The sequence below is a fragment of the Actinoplanes sp. TBRC 11911 genome, from assembly GCF_012933445.1.
Classification (GTDB): domain Bacteria; phylum Actinomycetota; class Actinomycetes; order Mycobacteriales; family Micromonosporaceae; genus Actinoplanes.
The window spans coordinates 45,255-60,805 of record NZ_JABBNC010000042.1; the positions used below are offsets into that span (position 1 = coordinate 45,255).

The following is a 15,551-nucleotide window of genomic DNA, read 5'->3' on the forward strand; positions in this document are numbered from 1 at the left end:
GACGACTTCGATCGACGGGACCGCCACGGTGAATGCATGACCAGATCAGCGTCCACATTGCTCCGCACAGCCCTGGTCGTGGCCGGATTGGCCGCGATGCCCGGCTGTGACCCGGGCAGCCCGGCGGCGACCCCGCGCGCCACACCCAATCGGCAGCAACTGCTCGCACTCGGCCAGGAGTGGGTCCAATGCCTGCGTGGCAAAGGCCTCACGCGGATGCCGGATGCCGAGCTCACCCCGGACGGGTATCTCTCTTTCCCACCGGCCGATGGCTACAACTGGAAGGAAGACCTCAGCAAGCGCAAGTCGATCATTGACGCGTGCAAGTCGATCGAGGATAGGTACCCGGCCGACGCGTTCCGTCCGAAAGCGCAGCTCAGCGCCGATGACCTCCGCAAACTCGGTGAGTACGCGAAGTGCGCCCGTGCGCACGGCGTCCCCGACTTCCCGGACCCGAAACAGGACGGCTCCTTCGACCTCACCGGCACCTCGGTGGCCAACGGAGCCAATCCCGCGTTGACCGACAAGGTGCACCAGGCCTGCAAAAGCATCTGGAGCGGCAAGATCAGCATCAGTGGCGGCGGAGGCAAGAAGTGAACCGGCGCGGCGCCGGGGTCGTGATCGCCATCGTGGTGGCCGTCCCGCTCGCCGCGGGCGTGACCTATGCCGCCCGTTCCGACGCCGGCACCGCCGAGACACCCGCGGCCGAGGTGCCCACCGCAACGGCCCGGGTGGTCCGTGGCACGCTCAGCGAACACACTCAGCTCAGCGGCATCCTCGGCTACACCGGCTCCTTCGCCGTCGACCACCTGGGCACACCCGGTGTGCTCACCGCGGCGCCCGCGCCCGGCGCCACCGTCGGCCGCGGCGGCATCCTCTACCGGGTGTCCGACTCCCCGGTCCGGCTCCTGCTGGGTGCCGTCCCGGTCTACCGCGATTTCCGGTACGGGATGAGCGACGGCCCCGACGTGCGGCAGCTGGAAGCCAACTTGGCCGCCATGGGCTTCGACCCGCGTCGTCGGATGACGGTCGACCGCCACTTCAGCGCCGCCACCGCCGCGGCGATCCGGCGCTGGGAGGCGTCCTGGGGCCGCGCCGCGTACCAGCGGACCGGCCGGCTGGGCCAGGGCCAGGTCGTCTTCCTGCCCAGGCCGCTGCGGGTTGCCACGGTGGCCGCCCGGATCGGCGCCGCCGTAGGTCCCGGGACGACCGTGCTGACCGGGACGTCGACCGATCGGGCCGTCACCGCCCAACTGGACACGTCGGGCCGTGACACGGTGCATGTCGGTGACAAAGTCGAGGTCTCGCTCCCGGACGCCGACCCGATCCAGGGCCGGGTCACCCGGATCGGACCGGCCGCGCAGCTCCCCGCCACCGACCCGTCCCCCGGCCAGGACCCCGATCAGGCGACCATCCCGGTCACCGTCGCGATCCAGCTGCCCGGCGGCTTCGAGCTCGACCAGGCGCCGGTGACGGTCGACATCACCACCGGCACCCGTACCGGCGTGCTGCTGCTACCGATCGCCGCGCTGCTCGCCCGTCCGGGCGGCGGCTACCAGGTCCGGCTGGCCGGCGGTGGGCTGGTACCGGTCGAGCTTGGCCGGTTCGACGAGAGCAGCGGCCAGGTGGAGATTGTCAACGGAGTCCGCGAAGGGCAGTCCGTGGAGGTGCCGGCCGGATGAACGCTGTCCTTGAGCTGATCGACGTCCGCAAGGTCTACCCGGGTACCCCGCCGGTCGAGTCGCTGCGGGGCGTGACTTTTGCCGTGCACAGTGGCGAGCTGGTGGCCGTCCTCGGCCCGTCCGGCTCCGGGAAGACCACGCTGCTCAATCTCGCCGCCGGCCTGGACTACCCGACCGCAGGTTCGGTTCGCATCGCCGGGCAGGCGCTCGAGAAGATGCGCGACCGGCAGCTGTCCGGCGTCCGCGCGCACCGGCTCGGCGTGGTCTTCCAACAGTTCGTCCTGTTGGACCGGCTGAGCGCGGTGGAGAACGTGGCCACCGGCCTGCTCTATCGAGGGGTGCCGGCCGCCGACCGCCGGCGGGCCGCCCGGGCCGCGCTGGAACGCGTCGGCCTCGCCCACCGTGCCGGCTTTCGGGCGGCGCATCTGTCCGGCGGCGAGCGGCAGCGGGTGGCGATCGCCCGCGCCCTGGTCGGCCGGCCCGCCGTGGTGCTGGCCGACGAGCCCACCGGAAACCTGGACTCGGTCGCTGGTCAGGATGTGGTCACGCTGCTGCACGAGCTCAACGCCGACGGCGTCACCATCGTGGTGATCACGCACGACGAGCGGATCGCTGGGGCCATGTGCCGCCGCGTCGAGTTACGTGACGGCCGGCTTCTACGAGACAGCGGGAGCGTGTCGTGAGGTCTCACCTGCGTACGGCCGACCTGTTGCCGGTGAGCACCGTCGGCGTTCGGTCCCGGCCCGGGCGGGCGGCATTGTCCATCCTCGGCGTCGCCATCGGGATCGCCGCCATGGTCGCGGTGCTCGGCGTGACCCGCTCCAGCCAGGCCGACGTGCTCGCCGAGATCGATCGGGTCGGCACCAACCTGCTTACGGTGGCCAACGGCAAGACCGTCAGCGGCGATGAGGCGGAACTCCCGGCCACCGCGGCGACCGGCGTCAGGCGTACGGAAGGAGTGCTTTCCTCCGCCGCGACCGCGACGCTGCCGGTACGGGTCTACCGCACCGACCGAATTCCGAGTGTGCGCACCGGCGGCCTGTCCGTACGCGCCACCGACCCACAATTACTCGACACGCTCGACGGCAGCCTGTTGCACGGCCGCTTCCTCGACACCGCACTGGCCCGATATCCGGCGGTCGTGCTCGGCAACTACGCCGCCACGGTGCTGGGCATCCGCGACGTCACCGACCACCCACGGATCTACCTGGGCGACCACTGGTACACCGTGGTCGGGGTGCTGGCGCCGGTCGACCTCGCGCCCGAGCTCGACACCGCGGCCCTGATCGGCGCTCCCGTCGCGACCGCCGACTTCGGCTATCAGGGCAACCCCACAAGGATTTTCGTACGCGCACAGACCGAGCGCACCGATGTGGTGGCCGGCCTGCTCGGTCGTGCGGCGAACCCGGAGCATCCCGAGGAGGTCGCGGTGAGCCGCCCGTCCGAGGCCCTCACCGCACGTCTCGCGGTCAGCGGCAGCACCACCATCCTGCTGCTCGGCCTCGGCGCGGTCGCACTCCTGGTCGGCGGCATCGGCATCGCCAACGTCCTGGTCATCTCCGTACTGGAACGACGCGGCGAGATCGGGCTGCGCCGGGCACTCGGCGCCACCCGCGGCCATGTCGGCGCCCAGTTCCTGGTGGAATCGCTGCTACTGGGCATGGCTGGCGGCGCGATCGGGGTGGTGCTTGGTGTCTTGTTCACGTACGCCATGGCCACCGCGCGCGGCTGGCAAACCCTGGTCCCCGCCTACGCGGCCGGCGCGGGCCTTGTCGCGGCGGTGGTGATCGGCGGATGCGCCGGTCTCTACCCGGCCCTGCGCGCCGCGCGGCTCTCCCCGACCGACGCCCTACGCACCTCCTGACGCGTGGCGGGCCAGGGCTTCGGTCCCGACCACATTTGACTGCAGGCTGGCTGCGGCGCTTGAGCGCGGCTAACTGCCTTGTCATCTTGTCCTTTCCGAACGGGGATGCCGGTTATGGCCGACCGAACGCGGCGCGGAAGGCAACGGGGGCGGAGTCGGGGTCGAGCGCCACGGCGTTGTGGACGGTGTCCATCGCCGCGATCAGCGGGTCGGCGTCGCGGGCCATCACCACCGTGTGTATCGCCAGGATCTCCGGATCGATCCGCGGCGTCGGCTCGGCATCGCCGATCGAGAACCTGCCCGTGTGGGTGATGCTCTCCCGGGGGACGTCGAACAGGCGGGCGAACGCGGCGTCGTGGTCGGCGAACCACGGCGGCGGCGGATCACCGTTCTCGAGGGCATCCAGTCCCGCCTCGGCCCAGTCGCGCGCGATCAGACCGGATCGGGTGCAGCAGTAGCGGGCCGCCCAGACGGCCATCCTCCGCTGGTCCGCTGGCTCAGCGTCGGCGACCAGGTCGATCAGATCCCGGTCGTACGGAACCAGACCGAGCGCTCGCGCCGAGACCTCGGGCTCCAGCAACCGCGGATTCGACGGGATCCGGCCTCCCCACGTGCGTTTCAGGTCGGCCAGCCGCCCCTGTTCCTCCTGATGTTCCTGGGCCTCGCGCTTGCGCCGCACGGCGTCCCGTTCCGGAGGCGGCGGTGGTGGTGGCGGGGCCACGATCTCATCGAGCTCGGGGAAATCCCGGCGCAGGGCGGCGAACATCTCCGGCCACGAACCGCCCCCGGCCCCCTCGGCCCGGGCGAACGCCCAGCAGAGGTCGGCCGCCGGGCCGTACGAGTCCCACTGCACCACCAGCCCTCGCGCGGTGTTGCTCCGCTGACCCTCGTCGTCGCGAAGCCACGGTGGCAACACGGTGCGCAGGTACGGGTCCAGCCGCTCCTCGACCAGCCGCACGTCCTCCGGCGGCACCACCTCGCCGCGGCGCACCCGCTCTCGGATCGGCGCCAGCCACGGCTCGTCCAGGACCCCGGCGGCGCGGAATGGGCGCTCCCACGCCCACTCGCTCATGCGTTCGATCAGCTCTTCCGGCGCGTACGCGATCGCCAGGGCTAGTTCGCGGTCCTCCTCGTAGAGCCTCGTCCCGGCCGACCCGAGCGCCTTGACCCGCCGGTCGGTGACCCCACGCTCGCCCCACCGATCGAAATCGTCGTCGACCCACTCGTCCGGATCCTCGGCGTACGCCGCCAGTTCCTCGCGGACCTCCGCGTACCAGGGCTCGACACGGCGGCCCGCCCCGGCGACGCCGGCGCAGTGGAACGTCGCGGTCTGCAGGAAGGCGGCATCCCACCCTACGCCGGTGATCCGTTCCATCAGCGCAAGCGCGCGCTGCTGAAACTCCTGGTCAAAGTCCTGGCCCTCGTTATCGAGCCCGAACCCGACCTCCACCAGCAGCGGGTCGAGCCGGCTGCGATCGATGCCGTGCCGATAGGCCGGACTGCCGGGATCGAAGGCAACCACCGTGACGCCCCCGACCGACCACGCGAATTGGGGCGTGGTGTTCTCGTTGTAATAGAACGACACCATCTCGCCGCCCGTGGACAGCGACCGCACCACCGCGTCGTCGGTGCAAAGGAACCCGTTCGGCTCGATGATCATCGCCCAGTCGCCGGCCCGGGTCACCGCGACGAAGTCGAGCTCGCTCGAGTGGGTGCCGCCGCTCTCGTCGACCCACTCCTGCACGGCCTGCGCCGCACCCAGGGCCGCCTCGGCCGACACGATCGGCACCGGGTCCGCGCCGCCGAGCCGCGCGATCACCTCGTCCGGCTCGAGCCCCCGCACGAACGTCAGACAGAAATCCAGGCTCAGCGCGTACGACTCGATCGCCCACGCATAGTCCTCCGCAACCACACATCCAGCCTGCCCCAACCCGTCTGCCGGGTACGTGGCTTCTGCGATCCCGATCCTGCGACGGTCAGGAAAGTGGGAAGCGCGACCGCTCCCCGGACGAAGGCATGTCAGTGGGCCGGTGTGGCGGCCGCTGTCCTGGTCGTCCCGTTACGTACGGTACGGCCGCTGAGGGAATTGGCGAAGCATCAGAGTCGATGAGGCCTTCAATGATGTGAATGGACTGGGCGATGATCATCATCGGCACGGTTCCGGTAGATATTTCGGCATGTGGGGTGGTGGAAGGTGTTGGCGGTGGCGGCGCACACGACACGGATCTCCGACCGTTCCGTGGCCGCGTAGGAGGCGAAGTGGGCCCGAGGCAGAATCCGTCAGAGGGGTTCCCGTCGCCATGATGCGCTTGCGATCTGCGGGGGTTCCTGGTTCGCCGGCCTTATCGCGCTCCACCTTGCCCGCCATTCCTCGGGTCCGCGCGCCAACGTTTCGCAGACGTCAGTGGCAAGTTCCTCCGAGCCACGGTCCCGCCACGGGACATCCACGAATATCTGGTAGTCGTTACCCAGCCGTAAGGCTACGCAAAACTGGTCAGGGTGGTAGAGGTTATTACCTGCCCAGTCGACGGCCAGTCCGTGGCTGCCCAACGCGTCGCGGTCCACGTGCGACAGGACGAGCCGGCCGACAGTCCGCTCGGCGGTCTCCCACGAATGGTCATCGGCGGCGCGGTCGACCTCGGCGTCGTACCGCTCGGCCGCGAAGCTGAACGTCTTGGGCGTCCCGGAGGCCCATTCCCAGCGCACCACGCCGCCGTCGCGAGTGATGGTCACGTTGATCCATGCACAGCCGTTGTCACCGCATTTACAGCGGGCGATCTGTACGCTCCGCGGCACCGGCGTGGCCAGCAACATGTTCGCCGGAATGAGCAGGTCGTACGGGTCCATGCCCAGGCCCCCGCGTGGCGAGGTCATTTCCGTCCCGTTGACATGGACCTCTACCGCAAAGCCGCTGCTGCCGGGGAGCGCCACGTCCACGATCGCCAAGCGGAGCGAGTCGGTGCCGTCGCCGTTGTCTTGTGTCACGACACCATCATCCATCGACCGGGCGTCACCACATTCAGAAGGGGCCGACGCGCCCTAGTAAGATCCATCGGTGACGCCCCTGTCGCCGGTCACCCGGTCGTCCCTGCCGATATACTTTCCCATTGCTGCTCCACGACCTATGGCCGAGTTGCCCACTCGCGTGTGGTCTGACGATCAATGGGAGCTGATCAGGCTGGGGTGCGTGGCCCGCAACATGGACGAGAAGTGGGATGCGTTCGTGGAGGGCCGGCAGGCGCACTTGAGTCGCAGCTGGACCGGTTACGAGATCTTCGCCGCCACCTTTTCGGCTGTTGAGGGTGGCTGGCGCATCGTGAGGGCGGTCGAGGAGTCGAACCAATCCCGCTATCACCGTCGCTCGGAGCGGTTTGCCCGGGTGATGCTTGAGCTGGTCTTCAGCAACATCTTGCTCGGTGAGCCAGCCGACGAACTTCGGGCGGAGTTCGTCAGACTGATGCGGCGCACTGCGTGATTCATCGACGCCATGGCAGGGCCCGGATGGGCGCACGCTTCGGGCCGGTCGGGTTTGCCGGGCCGCCCGGGCCCGGCGACGACCCGCGCCTCAGGATTCGTTGAGCTCCAGCACCTCCCTCATCTCCTCGATCCCGCGCTCGACCCGGGCCCGCACCGCATCAGCCATCGCATGCGGCAGGACGTCGGTGAGCCATACGAGCCGGCTGTGGTCGCCGTCGTCGAAGACCTGGAACTCCGCGTGGTGGTAGGTCAGCGGCAGTCGTTGACCTTCGATCACCGCGTACGCCATCCTGCGCATGCTGTCGTCGACTGCGAGGATGAGTTCCCGTACCTGCCACCCGTCCGGCATCGTCAGGATGCGGACGTCGCCCTCGAGGCGGGTGTCGGCCACCCGGCCGGGCAGGAGTCGCCGGTGTACCGCGCCGACATCCGAGATGGCTGCCCACACGCGCGGCGCGGGCGCCTTGACGAGGACTTCGACACGGACCGTGGCCATGATTCGATACTTCCCAACGCTGTGTGGAGCCGGAGTCTATTGGAGCGAGCACGGCACCGACGACCGGCAAACCACCGCTAACCAACGAAGGCGCCGCCGCCCAGCCGAGTTGCGACCTGTCCAGGACGTTCGTCAATGCGGGAAGGCTCGGGGGATTCGGGTGGCGGTCTCGTCCCGGAAGGCTTCGATTCGTTTGGCGACCTGTCGCATGCCGTGGGTGTGTTCGATGCGGTCGAGGTAGAGGCATCGCGCGGCCAGCTTATCGAGGTCGACGGTGAAGTAGATGGCCATCAGCGGATTGACGAACAGTTCGGTGCCGCTGGTGCGGCGGGTGAACTGCACGTCGCCGAAGGCACCAGAGGTGGCGGCGGCGATCTGTCCGTTGACGATGCTGGGCCGAAGCGGGGTGGCGGCTTGCCCGTCGGCGACGGCGTCTCGGTAGAGCGCGGCTTCTCTGCTGGCGTTCGGAATGGACAAGGCGCCCAGGTAGCCACCGTCCCGGTCGAGTGCGGCGAGGTTTTCCAGGACCTGGGTGTGCACGACACCGTGGTAGGCATCGACACCGAATCCGAGGCAGGTCACCAGCTTGACCCGGACGTCGAGTGCCGCGACAGCGGCGAGGCTGGTGATGTCCTCCACCGGCGTTCCCAGGCCGGCCTCGTCGCCGCGCATCAGGATGTCCGTGCCGCCGTCCACCAGTACGATCGCGTCGACGTCGAGTGTGTCGACCAGGTGCTGATAAGCCGCCCGCAGTGGCTGAACGCCCACCTTCGAGAACGCGTAGATCCGCCTGGGGAGGTCGTTGGTGGCCAGCCAGCGGGCGAGAGAGCGTTCCGGGAAGTAGTCGTCTGGTCCTGCCGTGTCTGGCTGGATCAAGGCCACGTTCGGTGCCGCCCAGGCGTCCAAGTCGACCAGTTCGAGCGGGGTGAATGACAGATTCGCCAGATGCACGGTGACGCCGCTGTTCCACAGGGCGATGGCCAGCGGGAGCCCGGCGTAGACGTCGAAGCCCCCGCCCGCGCCCGCGATCAGCACGCTGCGGGCGGTGTCCAGTGCGGCGAACAGCGGCGGCGTGGCCAGCGAGTTGCGGACGAAGTCGAACCGACCGCTGCCCGTCGGTGGAGGAGGCGTCGTGATCACCGTTTGATGATCGCGGATGGGCTCAGCTCAGTGGCCCGCTCCCCGGCCGCCGTCGACGTGCAGGATCTCGCCGGTCACGTACGTCGCGGTCTCCAGGTACGCCACGGCGTCCGCGATGTCCGACGCCTCGCCCATGTGGCCCAGCGGGGACTGGCTGGTCATGAGGTCGCGGATCTCGGGCGGATTCAGCGGCGTCTTGATGAAGCCGGGGGAGACCGCGTTGAAGCGCACACCCCGGGCTGCGTGTTCGATGGCGAGCGCCTTCGTGGCCGCGTTCAGGCCGCCCTTGGTCAGCGAGGCGAGGAACGACGGGAAGTGACGGTCGGCGTTGTCCGCGATCGTGGCCGTGATGCTGACGACGTGGCCGCCGCCGGTCATGGCGGCGACCGCGGGCCGTGTCACGTTGAAGAAGCCGTCGAGGTTGGTGGCGACGACCCGCGCGTACTCGTCGGCCGTGTTCTCGGTGAACGGCTTCGAGACCAGCACGCCGGCGTTGTTGACCACCGTGTCGATCCGCCCGAAGCGCTCTAACGCCAGCTCCACGATCCGCCGCCCGACGGCCGCGTCGGACACGTCGCCCGGCACGGTCAGGACCAGCGGGTCCGCCGACGGCGTGATGCTGCGCGAGTTCGCCACCACGGCAAAACCCAGCTTGCGGTACGCCTCGACGATCGCCGCCCCGATGCCCTGGGACGCACCGGTGACGACAGCCACCTTGGGTCCGCGCTCGTTGCTCATTTCCAAGCCCCTTAACTGGGAGGTGTCCACCTCGCCCGGGCAATTCTAGCCGCAAAATGGACTAAAAAGTCCAGAGCCGCGTGATCAGAGCCACGGTGGAAAGGCGGCCGGCCGCTCACTGGACGAGTAAGTCCTAAGCCGAGTCAGTGGCGGTAGCCGAGTCAGTGGCCGCAGGTGAGTCAGCGATCTGATCGCCGTCCGTCCGCCAGCCCCCGCCACCCCTCTCGCATATCCGACATTTCCCGATATTTATCACGTCGACTGGGCTGCTGGACGGGCGGGATCGGCGCGCGGCCGCAGCGGCGCTTCCATTCCGTGAGACGGGTGACCGCCTGCTGAGACCCGCGCCCGCATCATGGACCCACCGTCCGCGATGTGGGACCAGCGTCCTTTGTAGAGAGTGCTTTTGTCACGTAACGAGGCTTTCGCCCGGCAGGTTTTTCCGGCCGAATGTGAACCTTGGAGAGTTATGGCTCGTATGTGGGCGCAACTCTCCAAGGTTCACAAAAATCCATGATGTGACCGCGGTGTCCCACATAGCGGGACCGCCCGGCCGCGAACGGATCGCCACAACGCTCTGGCAGCACCGCGCAACTGCCACACCCGGTTAGCGCTTACTCGTCTAGGCCGAGGCTAAGCCCGATCGCCGCCCCATCACGTCGGAGACGCCCGTGCGCAACGCCAGCGCGAGACCCGGCAATGGTGCGGCCGCGGACGGGTCATAGTCGTACGTGATGCCCCGGAACGCCTCCCGTAACAGGCCCACCTGGCGGTCCGCCGCGCTCAGCCGCGGGGTCACCGGGATGCCGTATTCGTCGGTGGCCTCGCCGAGGATGCCGCCGAGCGCGATCAGGTCGTCCAGCGCGCCCTGGTACAAGCCGTCCACCACGACGAGCGTGTCCGGCAGCCGGCCCAGCGTGTCCAGCACCCCGATCCCGCGCAGCAGGCCGCGGCCGGCGAGCGGGCGATCGCCCAGCACCGCGTCGCCGAGATCCTCGACGCGGGGCGGGCCGACGTGGGTGAACGGGAAGTCCGGGAAGTCGATGTCCTTCGGCGAGACGTGCAGGACGATCACGTCGGCCGAGGCGATGCGCTGCTCGCCGGCCGCCGGGATCGAGCCGGTCTCCAGCGTGTGCAGGTCGCGGGGGTCGCCGACCACCTCGAGGCGGGCTAACCCCTGCACGGCCGAGGCGAGGGTGGTCAGCACGACGACGTTGCGCTGGTCGTTGCGCGCGGTGCGGACGAACAGCACCCGGGGCTCAGTCATGGGTGTGCACCCAGTCCAAACCGGACGTACGGGGCTGGCCCTGGTTCCAGGCGTGCAGGTTGGCCAGGGCGTGCGGCGACGGCATGCCCTCGCCGTCGGCGGGCTGCACGTACAGCTTCGGCGGGTGGTGCCGGGCCGCCACGATCGACTGCCGCAGCACCGGGTCGGCGGCCGAACCGGCGAGCCGCAGCTGCTGCTCGGCCGAGTCCAGGTCGGCGGCGTTGCGGCGGCGGCGGAAGCGGTGCATGAGCGCCTCGGCGGCCGCCTGCCGGTGCCGGGCCTCCGGGGCCCCGTCCGCGGCCGCCGTGTCCGCCGCGGCGATGAGCTGCTCGATCCCGGCGTCCAGGTCACCGCGGGTGTGCGTGATTTGCCACCGGCGTACGAGGAAATCGCCCTGCAGACCGCGCAGGACACTGGTCGGTGGGTCGGCCGCGCGCGACAGGAACTCGACAGCGACGTCGGCGACCTCGATGGCCTCGTCCAGATACTCCTGCTCACGTCCGTTGTCGGCGCGCTGCGCCAGGGCGCCGAACAGGTTCGCCAGGCGGTGTGCGAGCTCGACCGGCCCGGCGTACGGCATCTGCACGGACCGGCGCCCGCAGGCGACGGCCGCGTCCAGGTCGCTCAGGTCGCCGTCGCGCCGGAACCGCTCCTGCAGACGCAAGCACAGGGTGGACAGATCGTCACCGGTCAGTGACGCGTCGTGAATGAGCTCGGTGCCGCCGAGCCGGATCGCCTCGTCCAGGTCGTCCGGGTCGCCGGTCGCCCGGAACGTGGCCAGCCGCGCGTCCCGCAACGCACCCGCCAGCTCCGGGGTCTCCGCCTCCCGGCTCAGCGCGGCCAGGTCGCGGACGTCGCGCTCGGCACCGCCCGCCCGCACCCGCTCGGCCAGCAGCGTCGCGTGCGTGACCGCGGCCTCGCGCCGATCCTCGTCGCCGGCGACCGCCACGTCGCGCGCGCTCGCCGCCAGCGCGTCGTCGAGGTCCGACGGCTGGCCGCCGGCCAGATACTTGCGCCACCATCCGGCGGCGATCAGATACCAGGCCTGATGCTCCAGGTGCGGCAACAGATCCGGCGTGCGTACGGCGTGGGCAGCGCGCCCGAGAGCCGCATCCAGCCCGTCCGGGTCGTCGGCGGCCAGCGCGGCGGCCAGCGCACGCAGCGCCGACCGCAACTCGGCCTCGGGCGACACCAGCCGCGCGACGGTCAGCGCCAGCTCGCGCAGCGACGGCGGCACCTCGTCGGACATGCTCGACGCCAGCACCTGCATCGGCCAGTCCAGGTCGGGCAGGATCGACGGGTCACGGTCGCGCATCGCCTCCTGGTGACACGTCATGAACATGGCGAGCAGGCAGGCGTCCGCCGCGTCGCCGGGCGTCAGCTCCGCCGCCTCGGCCCGGGTGGCGTCGTCGAGCAGCAGGCGGTCGTCGTGGTGCTCGACGAAGTCCACGACCGCCTGGCGCAGCCGGTCACGATCCACCTGTCTCCCTTTCGCCAAGTCGAAGGGGCACCGTAGCGCTCCTGTCACGGGCGTCACCAACCGGTGGGCGATGGCACCGCGCACGCGTACCGTACTTCGGCGTGACTGTCATGACCGAGATCGACATGGTGCGGTCGGCGCAGGGCGGTGACGCGTCGGCGCTGGGGCTGTTGCTGCGCACGCACGAGGCCGGGATGCGGGCCGTCGCGCTGGCGATCCTCGGCTACGGCCCGGACGCGGAGGACGCCGTCCAGGACGCCATGATGGTCGCGCTGCGGCGGATCGGCGACCTGCGCGACCCCGACTCGGCTGGTGCCTGGTTGCGCACCATCGTCCGCAACATCTGCCGGGCGTTTCTGCGATCCCGTACGCCGGTGACCAGCCCCGACGTCGACCAGGTTCCGGGGCCTTTCCCGAGCCCGGAGGAAGCGGTCGACGACAGTGCGCTGCGTGACTGGGTGTGGCACGCGATCGGCGAGCTCTCCGAGGCGGATCGGCTGGTCATGCTGCTGCGGCACTTCAGCCACGTGAACTCGTACGAGCAGATCGCCGCGCTGTGTGACCTGCCGGTGGGCACCGTGCGTAGCCGGCTGAGCCATGCGCGGGGGAAACTCGCCTCCGCTTTGCAGGACACCGTGGACGCGGCGCACGCCGATGCCGGGGCGTACGCGGCGAGCCGCCGGCGGGAGGCCTCGGACGCGATCGACGACGCGATGCGGGGCCACTTCGATGACGTCGTCTACAGCATGTGGCTGCCTGACGCGACGGTGATCGCCGGCGGCGGGGTGCGGCTCGACGGCCGCGAAGCCATCATCGCCGGGATGGCCCAGGACCTGGACGACGGCGTACGGCAGCGGTTGTTGCATGTGGTGGCGAGCCCCGACGTGCTGATCTGGGAAACCGAGATGCTCAACCCGCCGGACAAGCCGTTCCACTGCCCGCCCAACGCGGTGTGGCTGCACAAGATGCAGTCGGGACGCGTACGGAAAATGAAGCTTTTCCATCCGAAGCCCGCGTTGGCGTTGCAGGAAGCGTAACCTGCTGGTTACGCTTTCGCCGTGGACGAGGTGGCCGGCGCGATCGCCGATGGCGTGCGGCGGGAGATCCTGCTGATGCTGCGCGGCGAGTCGCTGTCGGCCGGGCAGATCGCCGACCGGTTTGCGATCAGCCGGCCGGCCGTCAGCCGGCACCTGCGGGTGTTGCGCTCGGCGGGGCTGGTGGCCGCCGCGAGCGACGGGCGGCGGCGCGTCTACACGCTGGTCACCGAGCCGCTTGACGAGCTGGCCGAGTGGCTGGAGCGGCTTCGCCGGCCGTCTGGCTGGGAGCACCACCTCGACGCGCTGGAGACCGAGGTCTACCGCACGCGCCGCGATCGGTCGCGGCAACCATCTCAGAGGGAGAGCGCATGAGCCCGACACCGACCGGCCGGCTGTTCGGCGGCGACCTCGTGCTGACCCGCACGTTCCGGGCGCCCATCGACGACGTCTGGGCCAGCCTCACCGAGCCGGCGCGTACGGCTCGGTGGTTCGGCCCCTGGCAGGGCGAGGCCGGCGCGGGACACACGATCAAGGTCCAGATGGTGCAGGAGGAGGGCAAGCCGTGGATGGACATGACCATCGACGCCTGCGAGCCGCCGGCCCGGCTGGCCCTGTCGTCGGGCGGTGGCTGGCGGCTGGAGCTGGTGCTGACCGCGGCGGCGGACGTGACCGAGCTCCGCTTCACCCAGCACCTGACCGGTGACGAGGGCGTCGGCGACATCGGCCCGGGCTGGGAGTTCTACCTGGACGCGCTGGTCGCCTCCCGGGACGGCGGGCCGATGCCGGACTTCAACGACTACTACCCGGCGATGACGGAGTATTTCGAGGAGCAGGCCCCTCAATGACTCACCGTGGACGGGGCCGGCTCGGCCGGGGCGGCGGGCGCCGCCCGTCGCGGGAACATGCCGGGAATGAACAGGGCGAACAGGGCTCCGGCCGCGACGATCAAGCCACCCACGATGACGCCGGGGCGCAGTCCGTCGACGAAAGACTGCGGGGAGGCGTACGAACCGAAACTGCTGAAGATCGACGCCGCGACCGCCACGCCCGCCGCGACAGCGGTCTGGCGGACGGTGTTGTTCACGCCTGACGCGATGCCCCGGCCGTGCGCCGGGGCGGTGGCCATCGCCTGATTGCTGATCGGCGCGAAGGTGAAGGCCATGCCGATACCGGCGAGGATGAACGGCGCGATGAAATCCACGTACGGGGTGTTCACGTGGTCGTCGCCGGCACCCAGCCAGATCAACGCCCCGGCGAGCAGGATCTGCCCGGCCGCGATGAGCCGGTGCGGGCCGAGCCGGTCGCCGAAGTGCCCGGCCAGCGGCGCCACCAGGGTCGGCATGAGCGTCCACGGCAGGATGCGGGCGCCGGCGGCGAGCGGGCTGAGACCTTGCGCGGTCTGGAAATACTGGCTGGTCAGGAAGATTGCCCCGTACGCCCCGGCGCTGAACGTGAAGGTCACCGCGTTGACGATGGCGAAGCCACGCGACTGGAAAAGGTAGAGCGGCATCATCGGCACCTTGTTGCGGGCCTGCCACAGGACGAAGGCCACGAGCACCGCCGCGCCCGCGATCAGCTCCACGAGCACCTGGGTCGAGCCCCAGCCGTCCTGCGGTCCGCTCACCACGCCCAGGACCACCAGCAGCAGGCCACCGGCGGACAGCACCACCCCGACGGGGTCGAGCCGGTGCCCGGGGCCGCGCGACTCGGACAGCACGGTGGTCGCCAGCACCACCGCGACGACGCCGATGGGCACGTTGAGCCAGAAGATGAAGTGCCAGTGCAGGTACTCGACGATCGCCCCGCCGACCACCGGGCCGATGGCCACGCCGAGGCCGTAGACGCCGCCCCAGATACCCACCGCCAAGGTGCGTACTTTGTCCGGCACCGAGTGGGCCAGCAGGGTCAGTGACAAGGGCAGGACCGCCGCGCCGCCGACGCCTTGGACCGCGCGGGCCACGTTGAGCTGCCAGTCCTGCGTCGACAACGCGCACGCGGCCGACGCCAGCGTGAAGACCACGATCCCGGCGATGAAGACGGCGCGCCGCCCGACCCGGTCGCCGAGCGCGGCGGCGGTCAGCAGCAGTGCCGCGAACGGCAGCGTGTAGGCGTTGACCACCCACTGCAGGCCCGCCGTCGACACGTGCAGATCGTCCCGGATCCGGGGCAACGCGACTCCGACGACGAGGTTGTCGAGCGCCACCATGAAGGCCGGGATTCCGACCGCGGCGAGCACGACTCCCAAGGATCGGGTCGGCGATGATGGTGACGCGGCGTTCGGTTGCATAGCGTGGGTCCTCTCGTGTTTCCGAAGTGACCCAACACCAGCAGGCATGTGCCCCTTTCCCGGATGTACGCAACCTCGCGGGT

Annotated in this window: 16 protein-coding genes; 8 read left to right on the plus strand and 8 right to left on the minus strand. The window is 69.9% G+C overall.

Annotation, left to right across the window (positions count from 1 at the left end):
* Positions 1 to 78 precede the first annotated feature (78 nt).
* From HH310_RS37540 to HH310_RS37555, 4 genes are read left to right on the plus strand one after another with little or no spacing between them, the layout of a single operon-like run.
* On the plus strand, positions 79 to 597 hold the full coding sequence (locus HH310_RS37540; protein WP_169180507.1) for a hypothetical protein: 519 nt from the start codon (positions 79 to 81) through the stop codon (positions 595 to 597).
* A complete protein-coding gene (locus HH310_RS45650; protein WP_169180508.1) occupies positions 594 to 1,682 on the plus strand; it encodes an HlyD family efflux transporter periplasmic adaptor subunit in 1,089 nt (362 codons plus the stop codon). Before HH310_RS37540 ends, HH310_RS45650 begins: the two co-directional genes overlap by 4 nt.
* Positions 1,679 to 2,365, plus strand: a complete 687-nt coding sequence (locus HH310_RS37550; RefSeq protein ID WP_169180509.1) for an ABC transporter ATP-binding protein — start codon at positions 1,679 to 1,681, stop codon at positions 2,363 to 2,365. The genes HH310_RS45650 and HH310_RS37550 overlap by 4 nt, the downstream gene beginning before the upstream one ends.
* A complete protein-coding gene (locus tag HH310_RS37555; protein ID WP_169180510.1) occupies positions 2,362 to 3,546 on the plus strand; it encodes an ABC transporter permease in 1,185 nt (394 codons plus the stop codon). The genes HH310_RS37550 and HH310_RS37555 overlap by 4 nt, the downstream gene beginning before the upstream one ends.
* A 112-nt stretch (positions 3,547 to 3,658) precedes the next feature.
* Here the strand turns inward: HH310_RS37555 and HH310_RS37560 are convergent, their stop codons facing one another.
* Positions 3,659 to 5,458 carry a DUF6461 domain-containing protein gene (locus HH310_RS37560; protein WP_169180511.1) on the minus strand — a complete coding sequence of 600 codons (1,800 nt, stop codon included), beginning with the start codon at positions 5,456 to 5,458 and terminating at the stop codon, positions 3,659 to 3,661.
* Between the two features lie 368 nt (positions 5,459 to 5,826).
* A complete protein-coding gene (locus HH310_RS37565) occupies positions 5,827 to 6,531 on the minus strand; it encodes a hypothetical protein (RefSeq protein WP_169180512.1) in 705 nt (234 codons plus the stop codon).
* Between the two features lie 202 nt (positions 6,532 to 6,733).
* On the opposite strand from HH310_RS37565, the gene HH310_RS37570 reads away from it, so the two are divergent.
* Positions 6,734 to 7,021 (plus strand): hypothetical protein, encoded by a 288-nt coding sequence (locus HH310_RS37570; RefSeq protein WP_211193121.1) that lies wholly within the window; start codon positions 6,734 to 6,736, stop codon positions 7,019 to 7,021.
* Positions 7,022 to 7,111: 90 nt separating this feature from the next.
* On the opposite strand, the gene HH310_RS37575 is transcribed toward HH310_RS37570, so the two are convergent.
* The 5 genes from HH310_RS37575 to HH310_RS37595 form a co-directional block, all read right to left on the minus strand.
* On the minus strand, positions 7,112 to 7,519 hold the full coding sequence (locus HH310_RS37575) for an SRPBCC family protein (RefSeq protein WP_169180513.1): 408 nt from the start codon (positions 7,517 to 7,519) through the stop codon (positions 7,112 to 7,114).
* Positions 7,520 to 7,651: 132 nt separating this feature from the next.
* Positions 7,652 to 8,659 carry a DUF1152 domain-containing protein gene (locus HH310_RS37580; protein ID WP_312034579.1) on the minus strand — a complete coding sequence of 336 codons (1,008 nt, stop codon included), beginning with the start codon at positions 8,657 to 8,659 and terminating at the stop codon, positions 7,652 to 7,654.
* A 27-nt stretch (positions 8,660 to 8,686) separates the two neighbouring features.
* On the minus strand, positions 8,687 to 9,397 hold the full coding sequence (locus HH310_RS37585) for an SDR family NAD(P)-dependent oxidoreductase (protein ID WP_169180514.1): 711 nt from the start codon (positions 9,395 to 9,397) through the stop codon (positions 8,687 to 8,689).
* 622 nt (positions 9,398 to 10,019) lie between these two features.
* Positions 10,020 to 10,664, minus strand: a complete 645-nt coding sequence (locus HH310_RS37590; protein ID WP_169180515.1) for a hypothetical protein — start codon at positions 10,662 to 10,664, stop codon at positions 10,020 to 10,022.
* Positions 10,657 to 12,144 carry a hypothetical protein gene (locus HH310_RS37595; RefSeq protein ID WP_169180516.1) on the minus strand — a complete coding sequence of 496 codons (1,488 nt, stop codon included), beginning with the start codon at positions 12,142 to 12,144 and terminating at the stop codon, positions 10,657 to 10,659. Before HH310_RS37595 ends, HH310_RS37590 begins: the two co-directional genes overlap by 8 nt.
* 110 nt (positions 12,145 to 12,254) lie before the next feature.
* Here HH310_RS37595 and HH310_RS37600 point away from each other — a divergent pair, with 110 nt between their 5' ends.
* From HH310_RS37600 to HH310_RS37610, 3 genes are read left to right on the plus strand one after another with little or no spacing between them, the layout of a single operon-like run.
* A complete protein-coding gene (locus HH310_RS37600; protein WP_169180556.1) occupies positions 12,255 to 13,181 on the plus strand; it encodes a sigma-70 family RNA polymerase sigma factor in 927 nt (308 codons plus the stop codon).
* Positions 13,182 to 13,202: 21 nt separating this feature from the next.
* Complete coding sequence (locus HH310_RS37605) at positions 13,203 to 13,553, plus strand: metalloregulator ArsR/SmtB family transcription factor (RefSeq protein ID WP_169180517.1); 351 nt, start codon at positions 13,203 to 13,205, stop codon at positions 13,551 to 13,553.
* Positions 13,550 to 14,026 carry an SRPBCC family protein gene (locus HH310_RS37610; RefSeq protein WP_169180518.1) on the plus strand — a complete coding sequence of 159 codons (477 nt, stop codon included), beginning with the start codon at positions 13,550 to 13,552 and terminating at the stop codon, positions 14,024 to 14,026. The genes HH310_RS37605 and HH310_RS37610 overlap by 4 nt, the downstream gene beginning before the upstream one ends.
* Here the strand turns inward: HH310_RS37610 and HH310_RS37615 are convergent.
* Positions 14,020 to 15,417 carry an MFS transporter gene (locus HH310_RS37615; protein ID WP_312034582.1) on the minus strand — a complete coding sequence of 466 codons (1,398 nt, stop codon included), beginning with the start codon at positions 15,415 to 15,417 and terminating at the stop codon, positions 14,020 to 14,022. The genes HH310_RS37610 and HH310_RS37615 overlap by 7 nt on opposite strands.
* Positions 15,418 to 15,551: the final 134 nt, after the last annotated feature.